Below are 15,324 nucleotides of genomic sequence, written 5' to 3' on the forward strand. Positions count from 1 at the left end.
GCTGATCGCAAAGGGCTGGATTCTCTGGCTGAATTTACGCATTCTCACGGACTTTGCAGCAGGTGCAAAGTCCTGGGCTGAACTGTTACCAGGTTCCATTTCGTTTCGGTCTTTTCAGGGACAGTCAAATTGCGGTTTGTCGGTCAGCAAGTTACGCGCTCAAGGTTCTGAAAGGTGGTATGTCAGCCGCCTGCTTTCCAGGCTTCGAAGTATCCAGTAAGGATTGACACTGATTTCGGGATGCTTTTCTGTCCGGACGTAGATTCCCAGATGGAGATGGACGTCAAATTTTCCACGGGTTCCTTCCGGACCATATCCGGTATCGCCCATATAGCCGATGATATCCCCTGCGTGTATTTTCTGTCCCACCTGGAAACCGGACGCATAGTCTGACAGATGGGCATAGTAAAAATATCCTCCGTGAGGGCTGCGGATTCCAATGCGCCAGCCTCCTTTGTCAAGCCAGCCGATATTTTCCACAACTCCATCCGTCATGCTGAATATAGGATAAACACCGCTTTCATTTTCAGGCGGCATCAAATCGCAGCCCTCATGTCTGCGTTTTCCTCCATAGCTGCGCTCGAACATCCAGGAATCTTCATAGGTGATTTCTTTTCCCGTAGGGAAATAAACAAGATCATCCCAAACCGCTGCATACAGCTTTTGCAGTTCCTCAAATTCCTCTCTCCGATGTTTTAAAAAGTATGCGCCCCATTTTTTACAATTTTCGGCTGTCAGTGATGTTCCGTCTGTCAGTTTAAACTTTTTCATGGGCATCCATACCGAAAGGACGGTACCTTTTGACAGATTCGTTTCAACGGCGGTTTCCGCCAGTTTTTCCAGAGCCTCCGTGGAGAGATGCTGTCTGCGGAAATGTGCAGTGGGAGCGGTGTCTGGTTTCAGGTTCATAACGCGTCCAAAGGTTGTGCAGGTATGTAATAAATCGGTACATAAGCCTACCATTAAAATCAGGCAGATAAGCATTTGCAGAATTTGTTTCAGGATTCGAGGGTTCATGCAATATCCCCTTTAATAAAAGCTGAACGGTAACAGTATATGCGTTGCTTTCCGATAATAGTACCGTTGTTTTCCTGTTCTTGATTGAAAATCTTTACATATACTGTAACACGCAGAGCGCAGAGGAGGGGTTCCATGAAGAAAATCGGATATGAAATATCAGCTGCAGCAATCCTTTTATTTTTATTCCTGTGCCCCGCCCAGGCGCTTGCGGCGTCCCGGCGGGGGCTGCATCTGTGGTTTGATACGCTTTTGCCTACTCTTCTTCCATTTATGATTTTTTCAAATATATTAATACGCGCCGATCTGGTACGTCCGCTGGTATCTGTGTTGTCTCCAATTTTTCACGGCATGCTGCGGCTGAGTCCCGGAGGAACTTATGCCCTTCTGATGGGATTTCTATGTGGTTGTCCTATGGGCGCCAAGACGCTTGCAGATTTACGCTTACGGGGCCAAATCACACTGGAAGAAGCACAGTATCTGTTGGGATTTTGTAATAATATTAGCCCTTCTTTTGTTATGAATTTTCTGGTGATGGAGCAGTTGAAAGCGCCGGACCTTCTTGTTCCTTCACTTGTCATTCTCTATGGGGCTCCGCTGCTTTACGGGATACTGACAAATCCGGCATACCGTCGTACCAGCCAAAAGATTTCGTCAGATACAAAGGTATGCAGTCTTTCCAGTGCGCCCAAAGAGCCCCTCTGCTTCGGCATGGTAGACAGTTGTATCCTGGATGGTGTAACTACCATTGTAAAACTTGGGTGTTATGTGATGCTATTTGCTATTCTGGCAGGTATCATTCAGACGCTTCCGGTTCCTGCTCAGGGGAAGGCTCTGCTGACTGCCTTGTCAGAGATTACAAATGGTATTCCGGCTATTATGGAGGGCTTTTCTTTTCCGTCAAATTTTTTGTTTTTGATGGTTATGGTTTCTTACGGAGGTCTGTCTGCACTTGCCCAGACGGACAGTGCAGCAAAAAACGCACATTTTTCCATTGGGAAATATGTGCGTTCAAAACTTATTACCAGCCTGATAGCTTTGCTTTTATCTCTTTGCTTTTTAAGCTAAAGAATCGTCCTGGAAATCTTCCGTTCCGGCGGAACCTGTACTGTAGCTTGCCGGGGCTGCCTGAGGTGACAGTTCACGGCGGTTTTTATTTACAATATCATAGCAGGACTGCAGCGAATTGATAAAATTATTGTATCTGGAGCCGGCCGTCTCAATCGTGTGGCTCATAATTTTCTCAAGGTTTTCCAGCATCTCATCTGTGTACTGTAATGCGCCCATACGGATGCTGTTTGCGTCATTCGTAGCATTGTCCAGAATTTCCTGTGCCTGTGCGTTTGTCTTTTCCAGAAGTTCATTTGACTGCAGGTAAGCTTGCTGCATAACTTCACTCTCTTCCACAAGCTGCTTCTGCTGTGCCTGTGCATCGGCAATGAGGGAAGCTGCTTTCGTCTGCGCATCAGCCAGGATGGCGTCTTTATTGCTGATAATTTTCTGATAACGTTTAATTTCGTCTGGTGTTTTCATACGGAGCTCCCGCAACAGCTCCTCCAGTTCTTCTTTGTTTACAACGATTTTCGTAGAGGACAAAGGCTGGAATTTGCAACTGTCTACATATTCCTCAATGTCTTCGATAATTTGTTCAATTCTGCTGCTCATTCTAATCTCTCCTTACTTAGTTATATGTTTCCCATACTTTTTACGCATGTGTTCTACGACAACCTGGGGAACAAATTTTGAAATATCCCCGCCATAAGCCGCTACCTCTTTTACTGTGCTGGAGCTGAGATATGCATACTCCAGACTGGTTGTCAGGAAAATTGTATCGATTTCAGGATTCATAATTCGGTTTGTCTGTGCCATCTGTAGCTCATATTCAAAATCCGTGATTGCCCGGAGCCCCCGGACAAGAAAACCTGCATTACAATTTTTAACAAAATCTACAGATAAGCCGGAAAAAGATTCTACTCGCACATTTCTGATATCTTTCGTGACTTCCAATAGTATCTTAACACGTTCTTCTACAGAAAACAACGGTGTTTTCGTATTATTGTTCAAAACTCCGACAATCAGCTCATCTACCAGAGCGGAGGAACGCCGTATCACGTCCAGGTGTCCGAAAGTTACCGGGTCAAAGCTTCCGGGATAAACTGCCCTCCTCATCATTTGTTTCCCCCTCTCGCGGCTGGCTGTAAAAATAAGTGGGCATTTGTTTTGTATTCCTTGCGCTGCCGCAGGATAAATCCGGTGTTTTCCAGAAAATCAAAAGAAGTGTCTTTTGCTGCCTCTACAATAACTATAGAACTCTCTGTAAGCAGCCCGGAAGCAGACAGGGCTGTAAGTACCCGCTCTTCCCAGCCTTCGCGGTAAGGGGGGTCTATAAATACAAAATCAAAGGGGGGTGCGCCGGAAAGTATATGCAGCGCCGCCAATACGTCCATTTGCAGAATATCTGCCCTTTCTGCCAGCCTGGTAAAATCCAGGTTTTCACTGATACATTTTGCGGCTTTCCTGTTATTTTCCACAAACACGGCTTTCGATGCACCGCGGCTGAGCGCTTCAATCCCAATTCCACCGCTTCCGGCAAATAAATCCAAAAAACGGGTTTCATATAACTCGTGCTGAATCATATTGAATAATGTTTCTTTGATACGGTCCGTGGTGGGTCTTGTCCCGTCACCTGGAACAGTTTTTAAAGGCAGCCGTTTGGCTGTTCCGGCAATCACTCTCATATAAAAATGTCCTGTTCTTGTCAATTTTTAAATAAGAAAACTGTCGGATACCGCAAAAGACGGTCAACAGTTTCCTGAAATTTTATAGTTATTATAGATGTTCTGCAGATGTTTGTCAATGTTCTGATATTACATAGCCTGCCAGATTGTATGCATGATCGGAAATCCTTTCCAGATTGCTGATGATGTCCAGGAATACCACGCCGTTTTCAGGTTTGCAGAGCTGTTTGGAAAGGCGCTCAATATGTTTTTCACGAAGCTCTTCTTCCATACTGTCTACCATATCTTCATATTTTCCAACCTTGGCTGCTGCATGAATATTTTTTTCTTCCCTTGCCTTAATGGCGAAATCAAAAGCATTGATTACCAGCCCCATGATTTCTGACATTTCGCCGGTGGCTTCTTCAGTGAACTGAATCATCTTTCCGTCTTTTGTGTCAAGCAGTTCAGCAATATTCTCAGTATGGTCTCCTACTCTTTCAATATCACTCACAGAATAAAAGAGGTTATTGATAATATTATGCTGTTCTTCATTGAGCGAGAGGTTGCTTATCTGCACCAGGTATTCGGTAATCAGTTTTTCCATCGTGTTAATGGTCTTTTCTGTCTTATATACGCTTTCAACCTTTTCTTTATCATAATTGAGTACCGCTTCTGATACATTACGCAAATTTTCAAAGGCAATTTTACCCATATGTACTACTTCAAGAATCGCATTTTCTACGGCAAAGGAAGGAGTCTCCAGAATACGTTTATCCAGATGGCGCAGCGTCAGGCTTTCTTCGCTGTCCGTGCTCTCTGCAGAACTGCTGTGTTCTTTTACAAGCAGGCCGGAAAGGGAAACCAACTTATCTGCAAACGGGAACATAAGAATCATACGGGCAATGCTGAAACCTGTATGGAACATGGAAATCCCTACGCTGTTAATTCCTGCCTGCCCATATTGGGGCATAAACCGGAAGAAGGAGTATAAAAATGTTCCAAATACTACAACACCGATGACATTATAGGTGAGGTGAATGGCGGCTGCACGCTTAGCGTTTCGCGACGCGCCAATACTGGAAAGCAAAGCCGTTACACAAGAACCAATGTTGGAACCAAGGCTGATATAAACGGCGGCACTGGTAGTTACTACACCGCCCGTAGCTGCTAAAGTCTGCAGAACGCCAACGGATGCAGAGGAACTCTGCATAATAGCTGTTACGATAATACCAATCGCAATTCCCAGGAACGGATTACTGCCAAATAACTGGAACGCCTGGGAAAAAATAGGAAGTTCCATATAATCTGCGGCTGCACCTTTCATAAAATCAAGACCTATGAATAAGAGGCCCAGACCGATAACGATTTCACCAATAATCTGCTTTTTCTGCTTTTTCGAAAACATGATGCAGAACGCTCCGAACCCTACCAGGAGCGGTGCATACAATGACGGGGAGATTGCCTTAAAAGTATCGCCCAGCTGCCCTAAGGATACAATCCATGATGTGATACATGTACCGATATTTGCACCCATGATAACGCCAACAGCTTGTCCGAGACTCATAATTCCGGCATTTACAAAACCGACCACCATGACCGTGGTTGCACCGCTGCTTTGTATGATTGCCGTAACCAGCATGCCGACAATAACTGCCATGAAACGGTTATTTGTCAGAATACCTAAAAGTTCCTGCATCTTCTGCCCGGTTGACTTTTGTATGCCGTCGGACATGCTGTGCATGCCATAAAGGAACATTCCCAGTCCCCCCGCAAACAGAAATAGATTCTCTACATCATTTATGGACATATCTGCTCCCTCCATTCCAAGTCGCCGTTTGCCAGCCCAAGAATCAGCGATTCGGCAGTAGCGATATTGGTTGCAATCGGTATATTGTAACGGTCACAGCATTTTGAAATTTCATCAATGCCGGGTTCTTTTCCGCCAGTCACAGGATTGTAAAAAAACAAAACCATATCCAGACTGTTACGGCAAATCATTTCCATCAGCTGCTTATCACCGCCTAAGGCTCCCGGAAGGAATCTGTGTACTTTTAGATTCGCGGCCTCGTCGATATGTCTCGCTGTTGTCCCAGTTGCGTATAGCTGATGCTTTTCAAGAATCTTCTTATACGCTACGCAAAAATCTTCCATGAGATTTTTCTTTTCGTTGTGTGCGATTAAGCCTACGTTCATTCTTTCCTCTTTCTGACGCGTATACAGCGTCATATCGGCAGAGTTGGAAGATTACTTCCACACTTCTTACCTATTATTGTTTTCTCTAACCAAGAGGATTATATCATGATTTCTATAGAAAGGAATAGGCTTTTTCTCTTTTTTTTTCATTTTTCTGCAAAAACGTGCAGGAATTGCCAGTTTAAAATCTTGAATTTCCCGCATACTAGAATTGCAACTAACAATTGCAAATGAAAAAGAAAATGAAAATCCAAAGAAAAAATGTTTCAATTTAAAAGGAGGCGTTAATTATGTCAAACAGATCTTCAAACACAGCAGCAGTACCGGAAGCAAAGAGTGCTTTAGACCGTTTTAAAATGGAAGTAGCACAGGAAATCGGAGTACCTCTTAAAGAGGGTTACAATGGTGACCTGACTTCTAAGCAGAATGGTTCTGTTGGCGGATATATGGTGAAAAAGATGATTGAGGCGCAGGAGCGTCAGATGACAAACGGAACTTCTCAGTTCTAAGCAGCGCAATAGAAAATCCCCTTCTCTCTAGCCTGAGGGAAGGGGATTTTTTATAAATTATTTAATCTTTACGGTTTTCGCCTGTCCTTTTTTTGCAAGCAGCTTTTTGTATTTCTTTTTCTGTGCCTTAGGCACTTTGATTGCAGCTTTTTTGTAAATTCCTTTAAATGCCTTAGCGCCGACTTTTTTCAGCATCTTTCCTTTGATAGTGACAGTTTTAAGCTTACTGCATCCGGAAAATGCCTGTTTGCCGATATTTCTTACATTTTTTCCGATTGTAACCTTCTTCAGTTTTTTGTATCTGGCAAATGCTTTTGTACCAATCTCTGTAATTTGGCAGCTTATATTTTCAAGCGTTACTTTATCCTTTACATTTAAGGATGTAAGCTTTTTCTTTTTCTTTGCGTCTGCGCCAACAAGAGAAACTGTTTTGTTAACCGCATCCGTAACTTTGTATTTCATTCCGTCTGAGGTCTGGTATATTTTTCCTTTTACAAGAGACGGAATGGATGGTTTCGGCGGCTGAGGGGCCGGATTCTTTCCGGGATCAGGAGGCGTAACCGGTTTAGGATCCGGCTTCGGACTTGGATTTGGCTCATCCGTTTTTTCTTTAAGCGCGGTTTTTGCAGCTTCTAATTCTTTCATATATTTTCTCAGCGCAGCAGCGCCATCGCCCTTTTTCAAAGCGTCTTGCAGCTTATTATATGCCGCCTCATATACGTTCCAGGATTCAGCCGTATATTTTTCTTTTTCTTCCGGCGTTCCAAGATTCATTTCCTCAAAAATAGAGGTTATTCCTTCTACTGTAAAAGCAAGATTGTTTTCGGCATCCTGCAGATATGTGTATGCAAGAATTACATCTTTGGACGCAGAAGTTTCTGAAATTGTTTTAGCAGCGTCGAGGGCTTCTGCATAGGCAGCCCAGGAAGTAATATTGTAGTTCTCTTTCTTTTTCTTTTTACTTTCTTCTATGGCAGCTGCAAGATTCTGTCTTGCCGTCTGTGACATTTCATCCATAAGTACATGGATATCTTCCTCAGATGTAGAATCATTTCCTGCAACCTCTTTTAAATCAGCCAGCAATGCTGCAGCATTGCCTGTTATGGATGTTCTGCCGCCTCCACGCGACTCTATACCGGCAATAATACTCAAAAGATCCGTCTTATCTGCTAATGCGTTTGTATCTGCCGTACCTATGATGCGGATTTCTGCGGCGCTTCCGAAATTATCTCCGCTGTCCAATATGCGGAAACGTACATGGGTGGCAAGCGCTGCCCCTGCCAGTTTTATTGTTTTTACATCGGCGGATTTTGCGCATGAGCCAACCGTGACCGGAACAAAATCGGTGCCGTTTTTACTCACTTCAATTTGATACTTTTTAACATTTCCGTTTCCTGCATCTGAACGCGGGGTATATTTTAAGCCGGATACGAGATAGGAACCGCCCAAATCAATAGTAACGTAATGCTTTTCGCGTACGCCATTATCGTCAGGATATTTGGAATGCCAGATTGTGGTGGTATCTCCGTCCAGCACCAGATCTGCGCCGGCTCCCCCCTGGGCGCTTCCGGCAGTTGCGCTCATTCCGTCAACAGGCAATTCTGTAAAAATCCCGGTTCCTATTTCACCAACAATAGTTTCCTGCGTCACATGCGGTTTGTCGGTTAAGGTTACGTTATAAATTGTCTCAGCGGCCCCGCCATCCTTGACACGGACGTTTCCGGTTGCTTTTATGATTCCGCTATCAGAATCTTCTATATCATAGATAAACTCTAACGCGTTTGCGCCATCATTGCCGACAAGAACTGCTTCTTTCAGCTCATTGCCTACCTGCATTTCCAGGGTAACATTTCCTGCCGCAAATACCTTTTGAGAGAAAGTTACTTTAACTTTTATCTGTCCTCCTGCCGCCAGACGGTCTGTTTCCATGCCTGCGGCATTCAAAATTGTTGTCGTCAGGCCGGTGGGTGTCGGCGTATTTTCAAAAGTATTACCATCCATAATGTATTCAGGGCTGAAAGATGTAAACGCTGCGCCAACCATAGCATAGCTCTCATGCTCGTAAATTAAACCAATTAATCCGTTATTCATATAGGTCAGAGAAGAATATAAGTATTTCATATCCTCAATGAGTTTCGAATATGCCCAATCCAGCGTATCATCCTCATTTACAAAAGCAATGCGTACCGTACCATGATCTCTTCCGCCGGTCGGGTTTGAGAAAATAATCGCTTCTTTCTCCTGTCCATCCTGGGGGTCAAGAATCTTTTCCGGGTAATGCAGCGCTGACATCTCACAGTAAGGCTCTTTGATACCAGGCGCATAAGTTACCTCTCCCCAGCTCTCGCCCTGCGTCGTACTGACTGCCATAGCAACCTCGCTGGTAGCGTTTTTCATAAACTGGATTAAATGCCCGTTATTCAGTTCTATAATACAGCTTTCATTCAATTCTCTCGTACTGTTTGTAGAATTCTGCGTTTCGGAAATATCGTTGGGGGAAGCGCCTCTGTGCCAGGTTTTTCCATGATCATCCGTATACACGTTGTAGGATGAAAAACGGTTGTTCCTATTATTGGAATCCATACAATACGTGGTAAAGATCAAACGGCCGCTCTGAAGCTGCGCCCCCGCGCCCGGCCCCAGACCAAAGAACGTCATCCAGTCTGCTTTTACATACGGAGTCAGGTCCTTGGGAAGCTCCCATGTCAATCCGTCATCATCGCTGTATGTCATCCAGAGATAACAGGTATTGTGCATGGTAAGCTCAGAATTTTTATAAATATTGCCGATTTTCACACCGTCTTTGTACAGGGTGCCCTGATCTCTATATGGCGCCGCAGATTCTGTCTCGACCTGGTATGCTGTCACTTCGTTATTGCTGTCATATACAATGCCGTTCTCGCGGACTGTATAAGTATCGCCGACACTGTCTGTCAATGTCTGGTAATATTTTCCGTCAATCTTGGTATATCCCGTTCCGGGCTGGGCGCCCCATAGGCTTACTCCGTCGCGGAACATATCCACCAGCATATATACCCTGCCATAGTGCGGGCTGTTTTCATCATTATCTACAACCATTTCGGCATCCATAGTATAGCCGTAATTATCTGCTAAATCAATGACAGGAATTACAGGCCCCCACGTCTGGCCATTGTCCTCACTTCTCCGTATCACATTGTCAATGACGCCCACATCGCCGGAACCGTCCCAGCGTTTATCAATGCCTGCAAATACGGTTCCCGTCTTTTTAGAAGTGACAAGAGCGGGGATTCTATAAGCTACGGAACCGTCAAATCCCGAATTGAAAAGCTCCCTGTTCGGAGTTTTTATGTATCCGTCCATCTTTTCGGTACCATCCGGATATGTCTGGGAAGCAGTATTCGTATGCAGTTTTGCGATATCTTCACTGCTCAGAGCCTCATTATAGAGCTTTAGTTCTGAGAAGTATGCATTTTCACCGTATTTGATAGATGCAGCGCTTACCGTACCGGAAAGCCTGGCGCTGCCGGCCTCGGCAGCATCCACATAAACCGTGAACTGTTCCTCTTCCCAGGAAACTGCCAGGTTATGCCACTTTTCAGTGTCCAGTTTCGTATTTGCGACAGCTATCTCTTGCTTTTCATTTCCGGACCGGATGCCGACTTTGCCGCCTTCTGTATAAATTTCTAAAGAATTATCCATTTCCAAAAGAGTTACTTTCTCTTTTGCGGCAGTTTTCAGCCGATATACGAAATTTACGCTGCCGTTAGAAATATCCTGTGTTGTTCCAACTCCGTTCAGACCGCTTTGTGGGAGCTTTATATTGAAGATTGGTGCTGGAAGAACTTTCTTTTTCAGAACTACATTGCGCATAGTCCCATTAAATGTCCATCCGCTTTTACCGCTGTAATTTGTCATACCGCCAAGACTGAAAGTATCCGGCGTCCATGAAAGATCTTCAATGCAAACGGGGGCGGCCGTTGTCTGAAGTACCGTTTCATCATCCAGGGAAAGTGTTACGCCCCTGTCCTGAGTCAGTTTCAGTTTCGCTGTATGCCAGTTTCCGTCATTGTAATTCTTTGAGGCTGTCGGAGTGCCGGCATTTGTACCGTCTTTTGTCTCAAATCCAATTTTATTTCCGTCCCTCACAAAGAATGCCATATATTTCGTAGTGCTGTATTCCAACACTGCCAGGGCCTGGAGCGAAGAAGACGTCGTTTTAAACTCTATGGACCATTCCATAGACCCTGTGTCTTGAAAGAAATCCTCTATCCGTTCACTTTTTGTCTGGACAGAGGTGACTGCCGTATCTGTATTTGTGTAATACCGTACGGTTTCCCAGCCTTCTTCAGTAGTATCAATGGTTCCGTCTTCTGCCGCATAGACGGAAAATTCTGAAATCTGTGCGCTTCCAAGCATTATACATAAACTTAGCAGAAACGCAAATGTCTTTTTTAATCCTTTCTTCATGTTCTTCTCCTTTTTAATTTCTTAGTATGTTAATTATAACGAATTTACCTGCTAAAAAGCAAGCCCTTTTAGACATAAAATACAAAAGCCGCATTTGTTACATACAAAAACCGCCGGGATATCTTGAGTTTCAAGATATCCCGGCGGTTTTGGCCGATTCCAGGCGTATCATACAGTGCTTACAGGCTGATACTGCCCTTCACATCATCATTTATCACATAATATGCAGTGTTTTCTTCCGGTTTAAAATAAATGGTGATTGATTTCATATCTCCGACTTTTTTCTTGAGCTGTTTTGTCCAAACTTCTTTTACCTGCTTTACAATATCCTGGTGATTAATTTCTTTTCCAAGATACTGTACATATACGGTTTCTTTGATTGGAGTCTTTTTTGCTGCGGACTTTTTCGCTGTTGCTTTTTCTTCTGCTTTTGCTGTCTCTTTTTTTACTGTTTCTTTTACTTCTTCTGTGTGCTGTACAATTTCCTTTACTTCTTCTTTCTTTGCCGGAGCTGCAACAGCTTCCTTAGCCGCTGGTTTCTTTTCAGGTACTTTTTCAACCTTCGGAGCCGTAACCTTTGCTGTCTCATTCATGGCTACTTTTTTTGTTTTTTTCATATGAATTAATTCCTCCTCTAGACTCAACGTACACTATCATATAACAAAACCCGGAAAATAGCAACTACAAATTTAAACGTTCTGTACCGCCGTGTATATATATAGATAATTTTTTCTTTAATAATTGATGTTCAGGAAGCAGCAATTCCTCATCTGTTTCCAAAAGCCTGCCTGCTGCTTCACTTGCCCATTGAAGTATGGCTGAATCCTGAAACACATCTCCGAGACGGAATTCCATCAGTCCGCTCTGGCGGATACCAAACAGGTCTCCGGGACCCCGAAGTTTTAAATCTTCGCCGGCAATGAAAAAACCGTCGTTGGACTGATTTAGGATTTCCAGGCGTTGTTTCGTTTTTTTGCTGTCAGAACTGTGTACCATGATACAATAGGACTGTTCTTTCCCACGCCCTACCCGCCCGCGAAGCTGATGGAGCTGTGCCAGCCCGAAACGCTCTGCATTTTCTACCATCATTACGGTCGCATTCGGGACATTTACGCCTACTTCTACGACTGTTGTAGACACCAGCACCTGAATCTCATTTTTCAGGAAACGTTCCATAATTTCATTTTTCAGTGCGGGCTTCATTTTCCCATGAAGATATTCGACAGTTATAGTATCCGGAAGAGATTCACATAACTGCCGGGTATATGCAATTACGTTTTCGGCTTCAATGCTTTCGCTTTCTTCCACCATAGGGCAAATGACATAAGCCTGACGCCCCTTCTCAACCTCATTTCGAATAAAAGCATATGCTTTGGTTCGGTAAGAAGTGTCCACCACACAGTTTTTGATAGGGAGACGGTCGGCAGGAAGTTCGTCTACTACCGAAATATCTAAATCTCCATAAATAATTACCGCCAATGTCCGCGGAATGGGCGTAGCGCTCATCACAATCATATGGGGGGTAATGCCCTTTGCCGCAAAGGCTTCCCGTTGGCGTACCCCGAACCGATGCTGTTCGTCTGTAATGACCAGTGCAAGATTCTGATAATCTGCTTTTTCCTGAATAAGCGCATGGGTTCCGATGATAATGTCTGCAAAACCGGAAGAAATCTTCTGGTAAGCTTCCCGTTTTTCCTTTGCAGTCATGGAGCCGGTCAGCAGTACAGCCTTAAAATCAAGTGCCTGTTTCTGGATTAATTCCGTGATAGATTCGTAATGCTGCCTGGCCAGTACTTCTGTGGGAACCATCAAAGCGCCCTGCAGCCCGTTTGCCGCTGTTAGGATAAGGGCAAGCACAGCAAGGATGGTTTTTCCGGAACCTACATCCCCTTGGATGAGCCGTGCCATTACCTGGTTTCCGGTCAAATCCTGTTCCAGCTCGCGCCAGACTTTCTGCTGCGCGGCAGTCAGGGAGAAAGGTAAATTTTGTATTACCTGTGCGGTTACAGGTTTTTCTTCCAGAAAAAAAGAGGGGCGGACAACTATCCTGTCATTTCTCAGGCTGCGCAGTGCAAGGATGAACAGAAAAAATTCATCAAATACCAATCGCTGTCTGGCCTGGCGCATGTTGGTTTCATTGTCCGGAAAATGTATTTGAGAGAGTGCATGCTGATAGTCGTCCAGCTTCCATTTTTCGCGTATGGAGTCTGGCAGCATATCCTCTGAGATTTCCAACTCATCCAATACCTGGCGAACCGCCTTTTTGACCATTTTATTTGTCAGGCCGTCAACCAGCGGATAGAGAGGCTGCATCTGTCCCTGGATGTTTACATAGGCATCTATATCGAAAATAGCAGGTTGTTCAAGGGCAGTCTGCCGTCCTTTTCTTACAGCTTTCCCGCGAAACACATACCGTTTCCCTGGCTTTAATGTGTTTTTCAGATACGGCATATTGTACCAGAAAGCCTGCAGACAGCCAGTGCTATCCCGCAGTATGACGGTCGACAGATTCAGCCGTTTTACATAACGAACCGTGATTTCACAGGAAAGGGAGGCGCAGACTGCTGCTGTCTCCCCCTCCCTTATCTCGGAAATTGATTTCATATTTTCATAGATATCATACGCCCGGGGATAATAGTGCAGCAAATCACCCAGTTGAAAAATCCCCGCGCGTTCAAATATTTTCTTTGTTTTTTCCCCGACACCCTTCAGGGCATCCGGACCGGAGCACATATTCATGTCCTGCCTCCAAATCTATTCTACGGATATTACATAGTAATATATCGGCTGGCCTCCGGAATATACTTCCACCTCGCAGGAAGGATACTTTTCAGTAAGCGCATCAACGAGCGCATTTGCCGTATCTTCTTCGATATCGGAACCATAATAAACGCTGATCAGTTCAGAATCCGCATCCATCATAGCGGCTACAGTCTCTTCTGCGACTGTCTGGATTTCCTGCCCTACAGCGAGAATGGAACTGTCGCCGATTCCCATGATATCTCCTTCGTGGATTTCCTTATCGCCGATATGAGTATTGCGTACAGCGTACGTAATCTGCCCTGTACTTACTGACTGGCTGCCCTCTTTCATGGCTTCTTCATTTTCTTTGGCGGAAAGTTCTGCATTGTAGCTAATCATCGCGCTGATTCCCTGGGGAACTGTCTTCGTAGGAATGACGATGATATTTTTTTCTTTTGTCATCGCTTTCGCCTGGTTCGCTGCCAGGATGATATTTTTGTTATTCGGCAGGATAAAGATGGTATCGGCATTTACTTTATCGACTGCCAGCAGCATATCCTCTGTGCTGGGATTCATGGTCTGCCCGCCCTCAACGAGGTAATCTACGCCCAGATCCCTGAAAATCTGTCCGATTCCCTCGCCGATGGACACAGATATAAAGCCGACATCTTTCTTTGGCTCATCGGGTATCGCTGCTGAGGCCGCCTGCTGCGCGGCAATTTTTTCAGCGTCTTTTATCAGTTTTTCCTGGTGTTCTTCCCGCATATTGTCAATCTTCATTCTTGTGAGGGAACCGTAGGTCAGTGCTTTTGATATTGCTTTTCCAGGATCATTCGTATGTACATGAACCTTTACAATATCATCATCTGAAACAACTACGATGGAATCGCCGATAGAAGAAAGGAATCCCTTGAACTCCTGCTCTGTATCTTCTGTATAGTTCTGTTCAAGCATAATAATAAACTCTGTACAATATCCGAACTTAATATCAGCCTGAGCCTGCGGATCTGCCTTTACCTGAGCCATAGAAACGCTTCCTGAGCTTTCAATGGAATAATCAATCTCTTTTCCAAGGAACGCATCGTATGCACCCCTCAGTACCTGCATAAGACCCTGTCCGCCGGAATCTACAACTCCCGCTTCTTTCAGAACGGGAAGCATTTCCGGCGTCTGTGCAAGCACACCGTCTGCATGATCGATGACCTGGCTGATAAAGCTCTTCATATCAATATCCGTTTCTGCAAGTTCTGCTGCTTTATCTGCCGCTCCCCTGGCCACGGTCAGAATCGTGCCTTCTTTCGGTTTCATAACTGCTTTGTAGGCTGTTTCTACCGCTTTCTGCATCGCAGATGCAAGGATGGATGTGTCAATTTCATCATAATGTTTGATGCCTTTGGTGAACCCGCGGAAAAGCTGTGAAAGGATAACGCCTGAGTTCCCCCTGGCTCCGCGCAGTGAACCGGAAGAGATTGCTTTTGCCAGCGTCTCCATCGTGAGGCTGTCCAGTGCAGCGACTTCTTTCGCTGCAGACATAATTGTCAGAGTCATGTTCGTACCCGTATCGCCGTCCGGAACGGGAAATACATTCAGCTCATTAATCCATTCTTTTTTTGATTCCAGATTTTTGGCGCCGGCCAGAAACATCTTGGCACACAGGCTGGCGTTTATCGTATTTGTCTCCACCGCAAACTCCT

At 44.7% G+C, this 15,324-nt stretch carries 12 protein-coding genes; 2 read left to right on the top strand and 10 right to left on the bottom strand.

Annotated features, from left to right (window positions below; all coding sequences use genetic code 11):
• Nucleotides 1–159: 159 nt before the first annotated feature.
• Nucleotides 160–1,017 (bottom strand): M23 family metallopeptidase, encoded by an 858-nt coding sequence (locus NFR99_RS00890; protein ID WP_251352255.1) that lies wholly within the window; start codon nucleotides 1,015–1,017, stop codon nucleotides 160–162.
• Between the two features lie 135 nt (nucleotides 1,018–1,152).
• Here NFR99_RS00890 and NFR99_RS00895 point away from each other — a divergent pair, with 135 nt between their 5' ends.
• Nucleotides 1,153–2,085: a transporter gene (locus tag NFR99_RS00895; RefSeq protein ID WP_251352257.1), complete on the top strand. Its 933-nt coding sequence runs from the start codon at nucleotides 1,153–1,155 to the stop codon at nucleotides 2,083–2,085.
• On the opposite strand, the gene NFR99_RS00900 is transcribed toward NFR99_RS00895, so the two are convergent.
• From NFR99_RS00900 to NFR99_RS00920, 5 genes are all read right to left on the bottom strand, one after another.
• Nucleotides 2,077–2,682, bottom strand: a complete 606-nt coding sequence (locus tag NFR99_RS00900) for an ATPase (RefSeq protein WP_120481316.1) — start codon at nucleotides 2,680–2,682, stop codon at nucleotides 2,077–2,079. The genes NFR99_RS00895 and NFR99_RS00900 overlap by 9 nt on opposite strands.
• A gap of 12 nt (nucleotides 2,683–2,694) precedes the next feature.
• The gene (gene coaD, locus NFR99_RS00905; RefSeq protein WP_135974964.1) at nucleotides 2,695–3,186 is read right to left on the bottom strand and encodes a pantetheine-phosphate adenylyltransferase; all 492 of its coding nucleotides are present in this window, start codon (nucleotides 3,184–3,186) and stop codon (nucleotides 2,695–2,697) included.
• Complete coding sequence (gene rsmD / locus NFR99_RS00910; protein WP_120481315.1) at nucleotides 3,186–3,755, bottom strand: 16S rRNA (guanine(966)-N(2))-methyltransferase RsmD; 570 nt, start codon at nucleotides 3,753–3,755, stop codon at nucleotides 3,186–3,188. Before rsmD ends, coaD begins: the two co-directional genes overlap by 1 nt.
• Before the next feature lie 115 nt (nucleotides 3,756–3,870).
• Nucleotides 3,871–5,544 carry a Na/Pi cotransporter family protein gene (locus NFR99_RS00915; RefSeq protein ID WP_251352260.1) on the bottom strand — a complete coding sequence of 558 codons (1,674 nt, stop codon included), beginning with the start codon at nucleotides 5,542–5,544 and terminating at the stop codon, nucleotides 3,871–3,873.
• Nucleotides 5,535–5,930, bottom strand: a complete 396-nt coding sequence (locus tag NFR99_RS00920; protein WP_120481353.1) for a methylglyoxal synthase — start codon at nucleotides 5,928–5,930, stop codon at nucleotides 5,535–5,537. Before NFR99_RS00920 ends, NFR99_RS00915 begins: the two co-directional genes overlap by 10 nt.
• A 290-nt stretch (nucleotides 5,931–6,220) precedes the next feature.
• On the opposite strand from NFR99_RS00920, the gene NFR99_RS00925 reads away from it, so the two are divergent.
• Entirely contained in the window at nucleotides 6,221–6,439 is a 219-nt protein-coding gene (locus tag NFR99_RS00925) for an alpha/beta-type small acid-soluble spore protein (RefSeq protein WP_135974768.1), read from the top strand.
• A gap of 57 nt (nucleotides 6,440–6,496) precedes the next feature.
• Here NFR99_RS00925 and NFR99_RS00930 read toward each other — a convergent pair whose 3' ends face one another.
• The 4 genes from NFR99_RS00930 to NFR99_RS00945 form a co-directional block, all read right to left on the bottom strand.
• Nucleotides 6,497–10,888, bottom strand: coding sequence for a discoidin domain-containing protein (locus NFR99_RS00930; RefSeq protein WP_251352262.1), 4,392 nt, complete (start codon nucleotides 10,886–10,888; stop codon nucleotides 6,497–6,499).
• Nucleotides 10,889–11,067: 179 nt separating this feature from the next.
• Complete coding sequence (locus NFR99_RS00935; protein WP_158604810.1) at nucleotides 11,068–11,505, bottom strand: DUF6465 family protein; 438 nt, start codon at nucleotides 11,503–11,505, stop codon at nucleotides 11,068–11,070.
• A gap of 64 nt (nucleotides 11,506–11,569) precedes the next feature.
• A complete protein-coding gene (gene recG, locus NFR99_RS00940; protein WP_135974764.1) occupies nucleotides 11,570–13,627 on the bottom strand; it encodes an ATP-dependent DNA helicase RecG in 2,058 nt (685 codons plus the stop codon).
• Between the two features lie 15 nt (nucleotides 13,628–13,642).
• A complete protein-coding gene (locus NFR99_RS00945) occupies nucleotides 13,643–15,313 on the bottom strand; it encodes a DAK2 domain-containing protein (RefSeq protein WP_251352264.1) in 1,671 nt (556 codons plus the stop codon).
• Nucleotides 15,314–15,324 lie beyond the last annotated feature (11 nt).

This window comes from Hominisplanchenecus murintestinalis (assembly GCF_943193015.1).
GTDB classification, from domain to species: Bacteria; Bacillota; Clostridia; order Lachnospirales; family Lachnospiraceae; genus Hominisplanchenecus_A; species Hominisplanchenecus_A murintestinalis.

Coding starts and splice junctions, on each gene's coding strand:
- NFR99_RS00890 (WP_251352255.1), bottom strand. CDS start 1,017: ATGAACCCTCGAATCCTGAAACAAATTCTGCAAATGCTTATCTGCCTG.
- NFR99_RS00895 (WP_251352257.1), top strand. CDS start 1,153: ATGAAGAAAATCGGATATGAAATATCAGCTGCAGCAATCCTTTTATTT.
- NFR99_RS00900 (WP_120481316.1), bottom strand. CDS start 2,682: ATGAGCAGCAGAATTGAACAAATTATCGAAGACATTGAGGAATATGTA.
- coaD (WP_135974964.1), bottom strand. CDS start 3,186: ATGAGGAGGGCAGTTTATCCCGGAAGCTTTGACCCGGTAACTTTCGGA.
- rsmD (WP_120481315.1), bottom strand. CDS start 3,755: ATGAGAGTGATTGCCGGAACAGCCAAACGGCTGCCTTTAAAAACTGTT.
- NFR99_RS00915 (WP_251352260.1), bottom strand. CDS start 5,544: ATGTCCATAAATGATGTAGAGAATCTATTTCTGTTTGCGGGGGGACTG.
- NFR99_RS00920 (WP_120481353.1), bottom strand. CDS start 5,930: ATGAACGTAGGCTTAATCGCACACAACGAAAAGAAAAATCTCATGGAA.
- NFR99_RS00925 (WP_135974768.1), top strand. CDS start 6,221: ATGTCAAACAGATCTTCAAACACAGCAGCAGTACCGGAAGCAAAGAGT.
- NFR99_RS00930 (WP_251352262.1), bottom strand. CDS start 10,888: ATGAAGAAAGGATTAAAAAAGACATTTGCGTTTCTGCTAAGTTTATGT.
- NFR99_RS00935 (WP_158604810.1), bottom strand. CDS start 11,505: ATGAAAAAAACAAAAAAAGTAGCCATGAATGAGACAGCAAAGGTTACG.
- recG (WP_135974764.1), bottom strand. CDS start 13,627: ATGAATATGTGCTCCGGTCCGGATGCCCTGAAGGGTGTCGGGGAAAAA.